The sequence below is a fragment of the Candidatus Limnocylindrales bacterium genome (genome assembly GCA_035571835.1).
In the GTDB taxonomy this organism is placed as follows: domain Bacteria; phylum Desulfobacterota; class Binatia; order UBA1149; family CAITLU01; genus DATNBU01.
This window is the reverse complement of record DATNBU010000028.1, coordinates 98,715-114,249: the sequence shown is the minus strand read 5'-3', so window position 1 is coordinate 114,249 and position 15,535 is coordinate 98,715. Positions and strand designations below refer to the sequence as shown.

Genomic DNA, 15,535 nt, shown 5'->3' with positions numbered 1-15,535 from the left:
AATCGTCCGCGCTACGGCGCGGCGGCGAGAATCGTGAACCCGTCGAACGGATAGCGCGAAACCATCCAGCCGAGCCACCAGATGCGCTGGCCCTGGGCGCGCTGCTCGAGAATCGCAGTGAGCGCCGTCTCGAGCGCGACCAGCGACTCGCGCTTCATCGTGCCGGGCTCGTGCGCACCGAAAACCATGCGGATCTCCGGATAGTCGTTCAGCAGCTTCTTCGTCGACTGCAGATAGAGCGCCAGATCGGATCCCGGCAGGTTCGCCAGCAGCGTGCCGCCGTAAAGATGGTCGCCGACGAACGCGTAGCCGCTCTTGCGCTCGACGAGCGCAATCGAATCCGACGAATGGCCGGGAATGTGCACGACCTCGATCTTGCGCCCGCCGATGTCGATCACGTCGCCGGGCTTCCACCATTCGGTGACCGCAAAGCCGTGCGCGAGCGGGCCGAGGCTTTTGGTGAGCGGCGGCGAATACCAGTTGTTGCTGGTCGCGGCCCGCGTCTCGGGAAGATCGATCATCGCGACCTGGTGGAAGCTCGCGTGGCTGCCGATGTGGTCGTAGTGCATGTGCGACGCGACCGCCGTCATCGGCTTCTTGGTGACCTTGTCGGCCACGAACGCGATGTCGCGCGTGCCCGAGCCGGTATCGAACAGGATCGCGCGCTGCTCGCCCTTGAGCACGTAGGCGATGTTCTGCTGCCAGTAATGCGGTTCGTGGATCGCGAAGTTGACCGGATCGATGCGCGAAACGTCGAAGTAGCCGTCGGTCGCCATCACCGCGACGTCGTTCGCGCGGGCACCGGAGGCAGAGACCACGAGCGCGGCGACGACCGTCGCAGCCAGTCGCCACGAATGTGAATGCAGGATCATCGCTACTGCTTGTATTGGCGAAGTCCGAAGGCAGCAAGCCGGTTGCTCGCGCATGCCGGCGCCGGCGCTTCGCTCAGCTGCGTTTGCGCCGCGGGCGATGCTCGGCGACGGCGGTCAGCGGATCCTCCGGCCACGAATGCTTCGGGTAGCGCGCGCGCAGCTCCTTGCGGACCTGCGCATACGTGGTCTTCCAGAAGCTCGCGAGATCGTCGGTTACCTGTTCGGGTCGCCGATTGGGCGCCAGCAGATGCAGCACGACCGCAACGCGACCGGCCGCGACGCGCGGCGTCTCCTTCATGCCGAACACTTCCTGGATGCGCACCGCGAGCACCGGCGGCTGACCGGGCTCGTACGCGATGCGAACCGAGCTTCCGCTCGGCACCGCGATCCGCTCGGGCGCGTGCCGCTCGAGAAGGCGAAGCTGCTCGTAGGTGAGCTCGGCGCGCAGCGCGTCGAGGACCGGTGCCCGGCGCATCTCGGCGAACGAACGCTTTCCGGCGGCGACGCCGCGCGCAACGCGCGAGAGCGCGTCGTCGTCGAACGATGGCAGCGCGAGCTCGGGCATCCACTGCGAAAGCGATCTGGCGCGCGCGAGCCACTCGGCGGTCTCGGCAGCCGCAAGATCGAGCGCACGTGCAGGCACTGCGGCGGCGCGCTCGGCAAGAACGATCGACGCCGCGTCGCGCGCGGCAGGCGACGGTTTCTCGTCGAGCACGAGGTCGAGGTAGCGCGTGACGCTGCGCCCCGTCACGCTCTCGGTCTGTTCGTCGAACTCGAGCTCGACGGCTTCGCGCACGTCGCCCGCGGAGAGCCAGCTTCGCTCGATGGCCGAGGCCTGCCAGACGAGCGATTCGGACCGTTCGCCGCGGCGTCCGCCGTCGACCGCGACGCAGACGAACAGCTCGGCAGTTGCGACCACGCTGCCCGCCGAAAGGCGCACGCCGCGTCCGCCGACCATGACGGCGCGGTCGCTGCCGGGTGCGCGCCGCCTCGCGACGCGATCGGGAAACGCGACGAGCAGCGCCTGGAGCAAACGCTCTTCGACGGCGGCGTGGCGCGGCTCGTTCTCGCGCCCGGCGGATGCGCCTTCGCCACGGATCGACGTCTCGAGCTCGCGCGCAACGCGAAACACGGAACGCGCGGCGCCCGTGCTGAGATCCGCTGACGCGTGCGAGGACTTCGCATCGGCGAAGCGCTCGAGCGCGAGCACCCTTTCGAGAACGTCGGATTCGTACGCGGTGCTCGGACGTCGTGCCTGCCTCGCGTCCTCGCTGGTTCGGCGGAACGGATCGCGCTCGGTGAGCAGCGCCGCCGCGATCGCGGCGCGCCGCACGATGCCGAGCCGTTCCGCCTCGATGAGCAGCCTTGCGACGCGCGGCGGAAGCGGCAGGCGCGCAAGGCGGCGTCCGATCGCAGTAAGGCTTTTTCCCGACAGACAGCCGAGCATCGCGAGGACCTGCTCGGCGGCATCGAGCACCGAGGGCTCGGGCGCCTCGAACCACGCGAACGATCGGACGTCGGGCTCGCCCCACGCCTTGAGCTCGAGCACCGCGCGCGACAGATCGACGCGCCGGATCTCGGGCTCCTCGGCCGGGCGCAGCGCGCGATCGTCGTGCGCACTCCACAGACGAATGCAGATGCCGGGGCCGGTACGTCCCGCACGCCCTGCGCGCTGATCGGCCGAGGCCCGCGAGATGCGCGCGAGCTCGAGCCGGTCGACGCCGACGCGCGGATCGAAGCGCATCACGCGCGCGAGCCCGCTGTCGACGACCACAGAAATGTTCTCGATGGTGACGGAAGATTCGGCGACGTTGGTTGCGAGCACGACCTTGCGGCGCGGACCGCGCCGCAGCACGGCGTCCTGCTGCTCGGCTGGAAGATCGCCGTAAAGATCCATCACGTCGATGTTGCGTGCAGCAAGCGCGGGTTCGAGATCGGCGTGCACGCGCCGGATCTCGCCGACTCCGGGAAGAAAGACCAGAACGTCGCCGCCGCTGTCGTCGAGCACGCTTCGCACCGTCGCGGCAACCGCCCGGTCGGCCGCCTTCGGGTCTTCGATCGCGCGATGACGGATCTCGATCGGATACTGCCGTCCCGCGCTTTCGACGACCGGCGCATCGCCGAGGAACGCGGCGGCCGCCCTGGCGTCGAGCGTTGCCGACATCACGACGATGCGAAGGTCTTCGCGCACCTCGCGCTGGACCTTGCGCGCAATCGCGAGCGCAACGTCGGCGTCGAGGCTGCGCTCGTGGAATTCGTCGAACACGACCGCACCGACGTCGGCCAGCAGCGGATCTTCCTGCAGGCGCCGCAGGAAGATTCCGTACGTCATCGCGACCAGGCGCGTTGCGGCGCCGGCCTTTCGATCGAAGCGCACGTGGTAGCCGATCTCGTCTCCGAGCGCAGTTCCTCGTTCGATTGCGATGCGGCGCGCTGCAGCGCGCGCGGCGACGCGCCGCGGCTCGAGCAGCAGCACCGTTCCGTGGACGCAGTCGAGACCGACGAGCGACGGCGCGACGCGCACCGTCTTGCCGGCGCCCGTCGGAGCCTTGAGCACGAGGTTCGGTGTGCGCGAGAGCGACTCGATGATCTGAGCAAGGATGTCGTCGATCGGAAGGGGAGTGCGCACGCGGAGGTCAGCCCACGCAGTCCGCAGCAGGCGGCATCGGTCGAGCGTTCACGCGGGCGAGTCTAGTCACGGGTCCTCTGCGTCTCAATCGGCCTGAGGTCTGTCTCGCACCGGATGCCCCGGCTACTGTTGCAGGAACTTCTCTCGTCTGGAGGCAGCATGCCCGGCAATCTCGATCCGTCGCCCATCATTACGCTTGCGGGTGCGTTCACCGCGTCGAAGACGCTGTTCAGCGCGATCGAGATCGGCGTTTTCCGCGAGCTCGCCGGCGGGCCTCTCGACGGCGAAACTCTCCGGCAGCGTCTGTCGCTGCATCCGCGCTCGAGCGCGGACTTCCTCGATGCGCTGGTCGCAATCGGCGTGCTCGACAAGAACGACGGCCGATACGCGAACACCGAAGCGGGAGCCGCGTTCCTCGATCCGTCGAAGCCGACCTATATCGGCGGCTTCCTCGAGATGGCCGGCGCGCGTCTCTATCCGTTCTGGGGTTCGCTGACCGAAGCGCTTCGCACCGGCGAGCCGCAGAACGAGACCAAGACCGGCGGCGATCTTTTCCCTGTCCTTTACAACGATCCGGCGCGGCTCAAGCAGTTCGCACAGGCGATGACCGGCGTCAGCATGGGCGCCGCCGAAGCGATTGCCGAGAAGTTTCCGTGGAAAAGCTACCGCGCGTTCGTCGACATCGGCTGCGCGCAGGGATGCGTGCCGGTGCAGGTCGCGCTCGCGCATCCGCACATGACCGGCGGCGGCTTCGACCTTGCGCAGATGCGTCCGATCTTCGAGGAATACGTGGCCTCGGCCGGACTTTCCCGGCGCCTCACGTTCACCGATGGAGATTTCTTCAACGATCCGCTTCCGAACGCCGACGTGCTCGCGATGGGCCGCATTCTTCACGACTGGGATCTCGAGCAGAAGAAGTTCCTTCTCGCGAAGGCGTATGCGGCGCTACCGGACGGCGGCGCGCTGATCGTCTACGAATCGCTGATCGACGACGAGCGTCGCGTCAACATGTTCGGCCTGCTGATGAGCCTGAACATGCTGATCGAAACCCGCGGCGGCTTCGATTTCACCGGGGCCGACTGCATGCGCTGGATGAAGGAAGCCGGCTTCCGCGAGACACGGGTCGAGCATCTGAACGGACCGGACTCGATGGTCGTGGGGATCAAGTGATTCAAGCCAATAGGCTGACGCTTTCCGGGGTCATCGTTTTTCGCAAATGGCACACCACAGCGTCTGACATTCTGTCGGCAGATCGGCAACGTCCTCGTTGATTTTTTCTCGTAGCGCCGGGTCGTTCGAGGTAGCAAGCAATCGCTCGATATCCCACCGATCCTGCGGCGCGCCGGCATAGAGCTTGAGAAGAATGAGATCGGACGCGGTGGCCACAACCTGCCCGAGCAAGTTCACTCGTCACTCATGACTTTCGAAGCTCGCCGTCCAATCTGATTGTTGCGGCGAAGGATATGCCGCGCTTCTTCGTCGCTCAGTTGATTGGGAGCCGCGAAAGTCCGCAGTGCTTCCTCCCCAAGTCGAAGCGCCAGGGCGACTCGCTCGGAAACCGGCATCCGTTGCACCGCCAGATCGCTTTCACGAGCCAGATCTTCGGCGAGTTTCGACCGCATGGCACCATGCTACCCGGTAGCAGCCCGCCGCCCAAGCCGAACCTGATACCGCTCAGCCGTCGTAGCGGTCCCAGCTCACGACCGCGCGCGGGTCGGGCCTTTGCACCGGTCCGAACTTTCCTTTCGGATAGCCGACCGGAATCACCGCAGCGAGCGTGACCGTCGACGGCAGGCCGACGGCCGCTTCGAATTCTCCCGGCACGAAGAAGTGCTGCGTCGTCAGCACGGCGCCAAGGCCGAGTGCACGAGCGCTGAGGAGAATGTTCTGCACCGCCGGATATGCGGTCGATCCGTCCGCAAGGCCGGAGATTCGCGGCCCGCTCATGGCCATGCGCGCAGCGCCGCCGACACCGAAATGCTTGACGATCTTGACGACCGTTGCCGGTGAAGCGAGTGCCTTGGCAAGCTGCTCGTCGCGCGCGACGCATACGAAGATGAGCGCCGGTACGTCGGCAATGTGATTGGCGAGCTCGGTCGCGATCGCCTTGGTCTTCTCGCGCTGCTCGTGGGTTTCACCGGGTCGCAGGCCGGCGGTCGCGAACGTGTCGAGATAGAAGCCCCACGTCTTCTGCCACAGCGCCTGGATTTTCTCCTTCTGCGCGCGGTCACGCACGATCACGAAGCGCCAGTTCTGCGCGTTGCTGCCGCTCGGTCCGTGAAGGGCCGCATCGACGAGCTGAAGGAGGATTTCTTCCGGGACGGGATCGGGCTTGAGGCGCCGCATCGCGCGGCACGTCCACATGATGTCGAAAAGGCGGCTGTCGTCGGCTGGCTGCGGCATCGGGAAACCCTCCGTAAGCGGCCGGTTGTAGCAGCATGCCGGCCGCGCGCGAACGGCCAGGCGTCCTTTTTCACAGCGTCGCCTTGCCGCGCGACTGGCTTGCCGACATCATCCGCTCCCGCGCAGCGCCGTGGGGAAGCCGACGCGCGACCGAAGGGGGGAGAGAATGACTTCGAGAGCTCGTGCGTGCCGCGTCGTCGCGGTCATTCTGGTTTCGCTCGCGCTTGCGAACGCTTCGGCACGCGCCGGCGAGCCGGTGCCGGCGCCCGGCTCCGAGCCCACGACGGCCGAGCTACTTCGGCGGATCGAGGCGCTCGAGAAGGAAGTCGCCGAGCTGCGTGGCGCCGGGCGTGCTCCCGAGGATCGCAATACCCACGGTTCTGCCGCACCTGCACAGGCTCGCCGGATCCAGGGCGCCGGTGGGCATGATGAATCGGCGGCCGCACCGGCAGTGGAGGCGCCTGCTGTCGCTAAGGCGACCGGAGGGACTGCCAAACCGACAGCCGGTTACGACGACGGATTCTTCGTCTCCTCCGGCGATGGTGCGTACAAGCTGCGCATCAACGGTTACGTGCAGGCCGACGGACGCTTCTTCGCCGACAGCGACATCAGGAAGAACGTGGATCAGTTCGTGATCCGGCGCGCGCGCCTCGATCTGCGTGCGAAGCTCTGGAAGCGCTACATCGTCCGCATCGCGCCCGACTTCGCCGGCAGCGACTTGTCGCTCAAGTATGCGTACATCGAAACCGATTTTTCCGATGCGTTCATGCTACGCGTCGGCAAGTACAAGACGCCGTTCGGAATCGAGCAGCTCGAAAGTTCAACCGCTCTGCCGTTTGCCGAGCGCGCGCTACCCGACAACATCGTTCCCGGCCGTGACATCGGCGTCGAGCTGTTCGGCGATCCGACCGGCGGCCGGCTGTCGTACACGATCGCGGTTCTGAACGGCGTTCCCGACGGCGGCAACGGCGACGGCGACGTCAACGATGCAGTCGACATCGCCGCGCGCCTGTTCGCGACGCCGTATGCGCCGTCGCCGTACTCTCCGCTGCGCGGTGCGGGCTTCGGAATCGCCGGCACGTGGGGCCGCGAGCAGGGATCGACTTCGTCGCCGCAGCTTCCCTCCTACAAGACTTCGGGCCGGACGACGTTTTTCAGCTACGAAGACGACGGCACGAAGGCCGGAACGACGATCGCCGACGGCGACCGCTGGCGCATCTCGCCGCAGGCCAGCTGGTACGAAGGACCGTTCGGGCTGCTGACCGAATACGTGCGCAGCTCGCAGCGCCTCTCGCGGGACGGGGACAAGGCGACCGTCGACAACCAGGCGTGGCAGATCCGGACGTCGTGGATCCTTACGGGCGAGCGCGCATCGCCGGAGCGCGTCGACCCGGCGTATCCGTTCGATTTCGGCGGCGGACACTGGGGCGCGTGGCAGCTCGCGCTTCGCTGGTCGTCGCTCGACGTCGACGCCGCGGCGTTCCGCTCCGGATTCGCCGATCCGTCGAAATCCGCGCGACATGCGGATGCGATCGCCGCCGCGATCAACTGGTATCTGAACCACAACGTTTCGGTCTATCTCGACTACGAGCACACGATGTTCGGCGGCGGCGACGGCTCGGGCGACCGCGTGGACGAAGACCTCTTCCTTACGCGCATGCAGCTCGAATTCTGACCCTGTTCCAAGCAAGGTCCGGAGATGACGATCCCCACCGGAAGGTCCGTCCGTGAGTGACGCGCTCGACGCCTCGAGCTCGACGATCGCCGTCGTCGGTGCATCGCTCGCCGGCCTGAGGGCCTGCGAAGCGCTTCGCGAAGAAGGTTTCTCCGGCCGGATCGTGCTCATCGGCGCCGAGCGGCACCTGCCGTACGACCGGCCTCCTCTGTCGAAAGAGATCCTTCAGGGAAAATGGGAACCGGAAAAGATCGTGCTCCGCCGCGACGGCCTCGGCGATCTCGATCTCGACTTCCGCGCGTCGACGAAGGCGACGAGTCTCGATGCGGCTGCGAAAGTCGTGACGCTCGACGACGGCGAAAAGGTTTCATTCGACGGGCTCGTGATCGCAACCGGCGCGCGCGTGCGGCGCCTCGAGATGGCCGAAGGCTTCGAGGGCGTCCACTACCTGCGCTCGCTCGACGACGCGATGAAGCTGCGCGGTGCGCTCGAGAATGCCGCGCTTCGCGGCGCGCCGCGCGTGGCGATCATCGGCGCCGGTTTCATCGGATGCGAAGTGGCCGCGTCGTGCCGCCAGCGCGGGCTCGACGTCACGGTGATCGAACCGCTCGCGGCGCCGATGGTGCGCGCGCTCGGCCGCCATCTCGGCGGCCTGGCCGCGATGCTCCATCGCGATAACGGCGTCGACATGCGCTGCGCGACGACGCTCGCGGCGATCGAAGGCGACGGCCGCGTCGAGCGCATCCGCCTCGGAGACGGCCGCACGATTGCCGTCGACGTTCTCGTGATCGGAGTCGGCGTGGTCGCCGAGACCACGTGGCTCGAATCGTCGGGACTCGCGCTCGAAGACGGCGTGCTGTGCGACGAACGCTGTTCGGCGGCGCCCGGCATCGTGGCCGCCGGCGACGTCGCGCGCTGGAAGAGCATCCGCCGCGCCGGCTTCCAGGTGCGCGTCGAGCACTGGCTTCATGCGGGAGCGCAGGGACGTGCGGCGGCGCTTCGCCTGCTGCGCGGCGCCGACGGCGTCGAGCCGTACGATCCGGTTCCGTTCGTGTGGACCGACCAGTTCGGCGTCAAGATCCAGATGGCGGGCCATCCGTCGCCCGACGACGAGCTTCGCCTCGTCGACGGCGAGTTCGACGAGTACCGTTTCGTCGCACTGTTCGCGAGAGCGGGAATGCTGACCGGCGTCGTCGGCATGCGCCGCCCGGCCGTCGTCGCGCGCTACCAGGCACTGCTCGAACAAGGCGCCACCATCGAACAGGCGCTCGCGTAGGGACTGGTACAATTTCGCCACAACAACAGTGCTGGTCGCAAAACCATCGCTGCGAAATTGTATCTGTCCCCGTATTCCCGACGCACAACCCCGCACCCGTCCCCGTCCCGCGCATGTGCGTCGGATAGTTGGAATCGACCCGGGATCCCCTAAGATCCGAAGACCGTGTATCCCGTCCTGCTGCATTTCGGCCCGATCACGATCTACAGCTTCGGCGTGCTGATGGCCCTCGGGTTCTACTTCGGCTCGCTCGTGTCGGTAAAGGAATTCGAACGTCGCGGCGGCAATGGCGACGCGCTCTGGAGCCTGCTCGTGTGGGTGTTCCTGGCCGGCCTTGCGAGCTCGCGCGTGCTGTCGATCTTCAACAATCCGCAGGCGTTTCTCGATGCGCCGCTGACCGAAGTCTTCGCCGGCTCGGGCTTCGTCTGGTACGGCGGATTCCTCGGCGGCGCGCTCGCCGCGTGGCTGCTCGGCCGCCATCGCGGCATGAGCTTCCTTACTCTCGCCGACTGCTGCGCGCCGGGGCTTGCGATCGGACAGGCGCTCGGCCGCATCGGCTGCCACGTTGCCGGCGACGGCGACTGGGGAAGCGTGACGACGCTTCCGTGGGGGTTCGCGTACACCAACGGCATTGCGCCGTGGGATCACGAGCCGGGAGTGCTCGTGCATCCCACTCCTCTGTACGAAGCGACCGCCTACACGCTCGTGTTCCTGTTCCTGTGGCGCTGGCGCCACAAAAACCCGCCGCTCGGATCGATGTTTGCCGTCTACCTCATCGGTAACGGCTTCTTCCGATTCCTGGTCGAGTTCATCCGCGTCGAGCCGCGCATCGCGTTCGGCCTCACGCAGGCGCAGCTGATCGGCATCTCGATGGCAGTCGCCGGTGCGATCTGGCTGATCAGTCTGCGGGGAGGCGCGCCCGCTCCGCGGGTCACGGGAAAATCAGCCGCCGATCCGCTCGCCGCGTCCGGACCGGCGTCAGCCGCCCGGCTGCCGGCTGCGGCGGCGTCCAAGGGCACGCGGGCATGACTCGAGGCACCGGCCTGCGCTTCGCCGCAATCGGCATTGCGCTGATGGCCCCTCTGATGATGGCCGCTCTCGTGGCGACCGGCTGCAAGCCCGCTGCGGCTCCGTCGACCGGCGAGCTCGCTCCGGAGTTCGTGCTGCCGTCGATCGGCGGCCAGACGCGCAAGCTTTCCAACTACCGCGGCAAGGTCGTGCTCGTGAACCTGTGGGCCACCTGGTGCCCGCCGTGCATCGAGGAGCTTCCGGTGCTCAGCCGGATCGCATCCGACTATGCCGATCGCGGACTCGTCGTGCTCGGCATCGCCGGCGACGAAGATACGCAGCTGGTGCGTGACTTTCTCGCAAGATCGCCCGTGAAATTCGAAGTTCTTCTCGACACACGCGGTGTGATCGGTACGCAGTATGGTATAACCGGATATCCGGAAACGTTTTTCGTCGATCGGCAGGGTCGCCTGCGAAACAAAATCATCGGACCGGTGCCGCACCAGGGTGCAGAGCCGGGCAGCGAGCTGATTCGCACCATAGATGAGCTTCTCGGCGGGTGAAGCGGGTGAAGCGGATGAAGGTGGACGAGGGAGTTGTGGGACGTAGAGGAGGGGCCGCAGCCGTGCTGACGATGTGCCCGGCAATCCGATGATCCGCGTCCACGGGCTTTCCAAGAGCTGGGGTGGCCGCCAGGCGCTCTCGGGCGTGAGCTTCCGCGTCGGCGACGGCGAGTTCACGTGCCTGACCGGGCCGAGCGGCTCGGGCAAGACCACACTGTTTCGTATCCTCGTCGGCGAGCTCACGCCCGACGCCGGAAGCATCGTCGTCAACGGACGCAACATGTGCCGTCTCGACGCCGCCGGCATCGCCGAGCTGCGGCGCGAGATCGGCCTCATCTTCGAAGAGCCTCGCCTGATCGAAGGGCTGTCGGTGCTCGACAACGTGGCGCTCGCGGCGCAGGTCCACGGCCGCAGCCGCATCGATGCGCGCCGCATGGCCGAAGAGGCGCTCGAGAGGGTCGCGCTCGAGGATGCCGCCGGCTGCTTCGCACGCGACCTGTGCGCCGGCGAAAAGCAGCGGGTCAGTCTGGCACGCGCGATCGTCAATCAGCCGGTGCTGATCCTGGCCGACGAGCCCACGCTCGGCCTCGATCCCGACCAGGCCCTGTACGTGCTCAAGGTCCTGACCGAATGCGCCAGCGACGGCGCGAGCGTGCTGATGGCGACGCACGACATGGAAGCGCTCTCGGTCGTGCGCGGCCGCATCCTCGTGATCCATCGCGGCCGCATCGACGAGGAATCCGAGCTCGACGAATCCGCCGTGCACGGCTAGCCGGGTCTCTCCCTTGGAATACTACTTCCGGCGCGCACTCGACGGCATCAAGGCTTCGCCCGTCGCATCCGGAGTCGCGCTGGCCAGCATCGCGGCGAGCGTGCTGTTTGCCGGCTCGGTGCTGCTCGTGACGTCGAACGCCTACCGGGCGGTCGCGCGCTGGGCGGCGTCGGGCATCGACGTATCGGTCTATCTCAAGCCGGATGCCGGCGAGGCCGACATCGTCGCCACCAAAACGCGCATCCAGGAAACTCCCGAGGTCGTTGACCTTCGATTCATAAGTCAGGAAGAGGCCTGGCAGTTTCTGTCGCAGAACATGGATCATTCGGCCGAGCTTCTGGCCGGGCTCTCGCCGCAGCTGCTGCCTGCGTCGCTCGAGATCCGGCTCGACCGCACGCTGACCGACGCGGCCGTATCCGCCCTGATCGAAGCGTGGCGCACGCTGCCGGGAGTCTCCGACATCCAGTCGAGCCGCGCATCGGTCGTAACCGGAACGACCGCCGCCGACATCGTGCGCTGGGTCGCATGGGCGCTCGGTGCGCTTACGCTCGCGACGTCGCTTCTGATCGTGCTGACCGCATTCCAGCTTGCCGCCTACACGCGCCGCGACGAGATGAACGTGCTCCGCCTGGTCGGAGCCGTCGGGCGCGGCTACTGGGGCCCGGTCGTGCTGGCCGGAATTTTCGAAGGCGTGGTCGCATCGGTCGGCGCGATCGCAGTGCTGCTGCTCGTCTTCGAAGCGGTGGCCATTCCGATTCGCTCGAGCCTGCCGTCGTTCGCCGATCGCGTGGCCTTTCTCGGGATGAGCCAGTGCGCGACGCTCGTGCTGTGGGGGGCAGTCCTCGGCGGCGCGGGCAGCGCCGTCGGCATGCGGCGGGTTTCCGAGTGGCGCTGAGCGCAACCTGTTCGGTTGAAGCCCTGCGCGCCGCCGGCCGTCCACACCGGCGGCCGATGTCATATCTGTTTCGAAAAATCCTGCCGGTCGCCGCGCTTCTGGCCCTCGTCGCGCTGCCGGCGCACGGCGAAGACTCCCGCATCGAGCGTGCGAAGAAGATCCGAGACCAGATTCTTGCCAAACGCGCGGTTCCCGCCGAGGTCGACCGTCAGAATTCGCGGCAGCACCTCGAGGAGGATGCGCGCGAGGATCCTTTCGCGGATGCGCTCGAAGCGGCACGCAAGCGGCTCGCCGGCATCGACGCCGAGCTCGAAGCCAATCGGCGCAAGAGCGAAGGCCTTTCCGCGCCGCGCGAGAAGCTGGCTGCACGAGAAGTCGAGCTCACCGCGATGGCCGCCAGGCTGGAAGAGCAGAGCAGGCGCCGCGCGGAAGCGATCTATCGCAGCGCGCGGCTCGGTTCCCAGGCAGCGGGATGGGGAGCCGGCGAAGCTTCGAGCGCGCGGCTGTCGCGCTACCTTGCTGCCATCGCCGGCGCCGAGCAGCAGAACCTCGCAAAGATCGAAGTCGAGCGCGGCAGCATCGTTGCGTCGCTCGACCGTATCCGCGCAGACGAAGCGACCGTTGTTGCCGAGCGCCGCGCACTCGAAGCCGACCGCGGCGAGGCCGAAGCGGCCGCCCGGCGCGCGACCGAGGACACCGAGGTCCGGCCCGACGCGGAGGTCGCGGCCATCGCAGCACGCGAGCGCGACGAGGCTCCGGCGGAAGAAGAAGACGCAGGCGACAACGAAGAAGCCGACAACGCACCAGCCGACGCGACGGCGGCCGATGTCGAGAGTCTCGAGGCCCGCGCGCGTGCGGACAGCGCCGGCTCTGCTCCGCTTCGCAACGGCGGCACGCTCGCTTCGGAGAACCGCGCGTTGAGCGAAGCGGCCGCGCTGATGCGGCTCGAAGAAGCCAGGGCGAAGCTCGCCGCCAGAAGTCGCGACGAGCATATCGCGCAGGACAAGGCCGGCGCGGCGGCGGGATCGAAGACGCCGGGCGCGCAGGCGCCGGAAGATTTCAGCTGGCCGGGCACCGGGCACGCGAGCGCGCCGGCCGCCTCCGTGACGTCGTCTGCGAACGTGGCCGCACCGGCGGCGCCGCTTCCGACGAATCCGGCACAGCCTGCTGCGAATCCGACATCGCCTGCTGTGAATCTGGCATCGCCCGCTGCGACTCCGGCAACGCCCGCTGCGAAAACGGCACCGCCTGCCGTGAAACCGGCTGCTCCGGCAACTGCGCCGCAAGCCGCGCCAACGGAAACCGCCTCGGCGGCAAAGTCACCAACAGATGCGAAGCCATCGGAAGCGAAGTCGGCGCCGGCCGATGCTTCGCAGAAAACGCCGCCGCCGGCTGCAGTGGCCGCGGTGCCCGCTCCCGCATCGACCGAAGGTGACAAGCCTGCTGCGGCGCCCGCCGCCGGTGAGCCGACCGCCGCTGAAACGTCCGCCGCGCCTTCTGCACCGGCCGACGCTTCCGCGCCGGCAAAGCCGCGCGGTTTTCTCTCGCGACTGTTCAGCGGCGCCGGCGATCGCGAGTCGGACAAGTTCGCAGCCTCGCGCGGTGCGCTTGCGCCGCCGGTCGCCGGCAAGGTCGTCGCCAACTACGGCCAGCAGCACAAGAGCGGCGCGACTTATCGCGGAGTCGTGCTGCGCGCCGCCCACAACGCGCCGATCCGCGCCGTTGCCGACGGCAAGGTTTCCTTCGTCGGCGATGTGCCGGGCATGGGAAAGACCGTGATCGTCAGCCACGGCAACCGATATCACACGGTTTATGCGCGCCTTGGCTCCGTCGACGTGAAAGAGGGCGAGAAGGTCACGAGCGGAACCGAAGTCGGCGCGCTGCCCGACAACGACGCCGACATGCAGTTCGAGCTGCGCGATCAGGGTACCGCTGTCGATCCGCTGCCGTGGCTTCGAGGCGCAGCGCCGGGAATTGCCCGGTAGACAGCCCTTACGAGCGACGCCGATCGGGCCACGATCGGGGTGGCGCGAATCGCTTTGTTGTTCGCTTTGCTCGTCCTGCCTATACTCCGCGGGTGTTTCCCCCGTCTCGACGCAGGAATTTCATCCTTTCATTGGCCCTTGCCGGCACGCTCGGCAGCGTACTGACGGCCGGCGTCCTGCGAGCCGCATCCGGCTCCAAGGACACCTACGAAGAGCTCGAGACCTTCGCGAGCATCCTCGCGATCGTCCAGCGGCACTACGTCGATGAAGTCTCCAGCCATGATCTGGTCGAGGGTGCCGTCAAAGGCATGGTCTCCTCGCTCGACCCCCACAGCTCGTACCTGACTCCCGAGGGATACAAGGAGCTGCAGATCGAGACGCACGGCGAGTTCGGCGGGCTCGGCATCGAGCTGACCGTGCGCGACAGCCTGCTCACCATCGTGACGCCGATCGACGGTACGCCCGCGTGGCGCGCCGGCATCAAGCCCGGCGACCAGATCATCAAGATCGGCGACGACATGACGATGGACATGCCGCTGCAGGCCGCCGTCGACAAGATGCGCGGCAAGCCCGGCAGCAAGGTCAAGCTGAGCCTCAAGCGCAAAGGCGTCAACGATCTTGTCGACGTCGAGCTGACGCGCGAAGTCATCCACATTAAGAGCGTGCGCGGCGCGCGCCTCGTCGACGGCAAATGGGCGTACGTGCGCCTGACCGGATTCCAGGACGGCTCGAGCGACGAGCTCGTCGAAGCGCTCGACAAGCTCGACAGGGAAAAAGGCAAGGGCGGCGTCGACGGCATCATCCTCGACCTGCGCTACAATCCCGGCGGACTGCTCACGCAGGCGGTATCGATCTCCGACCTGTTCCTCGACGCGGGCCTGATCGTGCGCGTCAACGGCCGCATGGAGTCGCAGACCACCAGCTACTTCGCCAAGGCCGACGGAACCCGCCGCATGGTGCCGATGATCGTCATGGTCAACGAAGGCTCGGCAAGCGCGTCCGAGATCGTTGCCGGTGCGATGCAGGATCATCGCCGCGCGCTCATCGTCGGCATCAAGAGCTTCGGAAAAGGCTCGGTGCAGACGATCCTTCCGCTCGGCGACGACACGGCTCTGCGGCTTACGACCGCGCGCTATTACACGCCGTCCGGCCGCTCGATCCACGAGCACGGAATCGATCCCGACGTGGTGGTCGAAGCCGCCAAGTTCGATCCGGATGCCAAGGAAGACGTGCTGCGCTCGCGTGACGACTTCGACCTGAAGAACGACGTCCAGCTGCGCAAGGCCGTAGAGCTGATGGGAACGTGGAAGGGCGACGTGCAGAAGATCGGCGGCGTCGCCGGCTTCACGCTGCCGCCGAAGGAAGCCACCATCGCGAGCGCCGACAAGAAAGACGCGGCCGCAACCGCCGGCGGCGCCGACTCTGCTGCAAAGACGCATCCGTCACCGCACTGAGCT

The 15,535-nt window shown here is 67.1% G+C and carries 14 protein-coding genes; 9 read left to right on the top strand and 5 right to left on the bottom strand.

What is annotated here, in order from left to right:
- Window positions 1-11 precede the first annotated feature (11 nt).
- Both VN634_11995 and hrpB read right to left on the bottom strand, forming a co-directional pair.
- A complete protein-coding gene (locus tag VN634_11995) occupies window positions 12-872 on the bottom strand; it encodes an MBL fold metallo-hydrolase (protein HXC51601.1) in 861 nt (286 codons plus the stop codon).
- Between the two features lie 73 nt (window positions 873-945).
- Complete coding sequence (gene hrpB / locus VN634_11990; GenBank protein HXC51600.1) at window positions 946-3,501, bottom strand: ATP-dependent helicase HrpB; 2,556 nt, start codon at window positions 3,499-3,501, stop codon at window positions 946-948.
- Window positions 3,502-3,660: 159 nt separating this feature from the next.
- Here hrpB and VN634_11985 point away from each other — a divergent pair, with 159 nt between their 5' ends.
- Entirely contained in the window at window positions 3,661-4,671 is a 1,011-nt protein-coding gene (locus VN634_11985; GenBank protein ID HXC51599.1) for a methyltransferase, read from the top strand.
- Window positions 4,672-4,701: 30 nt separating this feature from the next.
- Here VN634_11985 and VN634_11980 read toward each other — a convergent pair whose 3' ends face one another.
- From VN634_11980 to VN634_11970, 3 genes are read right to left on the bottom strand one after another with little or no spacing between them, the layout of a single operon-like run.
- On the bottom strand, window positions 4,702-4,902 hold the full coding sequence (locus VN634_11980) for a hypothetical protein (GenBank protein HXC51598.1): 201 nt from the start codon (window positions 4,900-4,902) through the stop codon (window positions 4,702-4,704).
- 2 nt (window positions 4,903-4,904) lie between these two features.
- The gene (locus tag VN634_11975) at window positions 4,905-5,123 is read right to left on the bottom strand and encodes a hypothetical protein (GenBank protein HXC51597.1); all 219 of its coding nucleotides are present in this window, start codon (window positions 5,121-5,123) and stop codon (window positions 4,905-4,907) included.
- A gap of 52 nt (window positions 5,124-5,175) precedes the next feature.
- Window positions 5,176-5,904: a nitroreductase family protein gene (locus VN634_11970; GenBank protein HXC51596.1), complete on the bottom strand. Its 729-nt coding sequence runs from the start codon at window positions 5,902-5,904 to the stop codon at window positions 5,176-5,178.
- 166 nt (window positions 5,905-6,070) lie between these two features.
- On the opposite strand from VN634_11970, the gene VN634_11965 reads away from it, so the two are divergent.
- The 8 genes from VN634_11965 to VN634_11930 all read left to right on the top strand — a co-directional run bounded on the left by VN634_11965 (window position 6,071) and on the right by VN634_11930 (window position 15,532).
- Entirely contained in the window at window positions 6,071-7,579 is a 1,509-nt protein-coding gene (locus VN634_11965) for a porin (GenBank protein HXC51595.1), read from the top strand.
- 52 nt (window positions 7,580-7,631) lie between these two features.
- Window positions 7,632-8,855 carry an FAD-dependent oxidoreductase gene (locus VN634_11960; GenBank protein ID HXC51594.1) on the top strand — a complete coding sequence of 408 codons (1,224 nt, stop codon included), beginning with the start codon at window positions 7,632-7,634 and terminating at the stop codon, window positions 8,853-8,855.
- 165 nt (window positions 8,856-9,020) lie between these two features.
- The gene (locus VN634_11955; GenBank protein ID HXC51593.1) at window positions 9,021-9,884 is read left to right on the top strand and encodes a prolipoprotein diacylglyceryl transferase; all 864 of its coding nucleotides are present in this window, start codon (window positions 9,021-9,023) and stop codon (window positions 9,882-9,884) included.
- Entirely contained in the window at window positions 9,881-10,426 is a 546-nt protein-coding gene (locus VN634_11950) for a TlpA disulfide reductase family protein (protein HXC51592.1), read from the top strand. The genes VN634_11955 and VN634_11950 overlap by 4 nt, the downstream gene beginning before the upstream one ends.
- An 88-nt stretch (window positions 10,427-10,514) precedes the next feature.
- Window positions 10,515-11,198: an ATP-binding cassette domain-containing protein gene (locus tag VN634_11945; protein ID HXC51591.1), complete on the top strand. Its 684-nt coding sequence runs from the start codon at window positions 10,515-10,517 to the stop codon at window positions 11,196-11,198.
- 13 nt (window positions 11,199-11,211) lie between these two features.
- Window positions 11,212-12,093: a permease-like cell division protein FtsX gene (locus VN634_11940; protein ID HXC51590.1), complete on the top strand. Its 882-nt coding sequence runs from the start codon at window positions 11,212-11,214 to the stop codon at window positions 12,091-12,093.
- A 56-nt stretch (window positions 12,094-12,149) separates the two neighbouring features.
- The gene (locus VN634_11935; GenBank protein HXC51589.1) at window positions 12,150-14,078 is read left to right on the top strand and encodes a peptidoglycan DD-metalloendopeptidase family protein; all 1,929 of its coding nucleotides are present in this window, start codon (window positions 12,150-12,152) and stop codon (window positions 14,076-14,078) included.
- A gap of 131 nt (window positions 14,079-14,209) precedes the next feature.
- On the top strand, window positions 14,210-15,532 hold the full coding sequence (locus tag VN634_11930) for a S41 family peptidase (protein HXC51588.1): 1,323 nt from the start codon (window positions 14,210-14,212) through the stop codon (window positions 15,530-15,532).
- Window positions 15,533-15,535 lie beyond the last annotated feature (3 nt).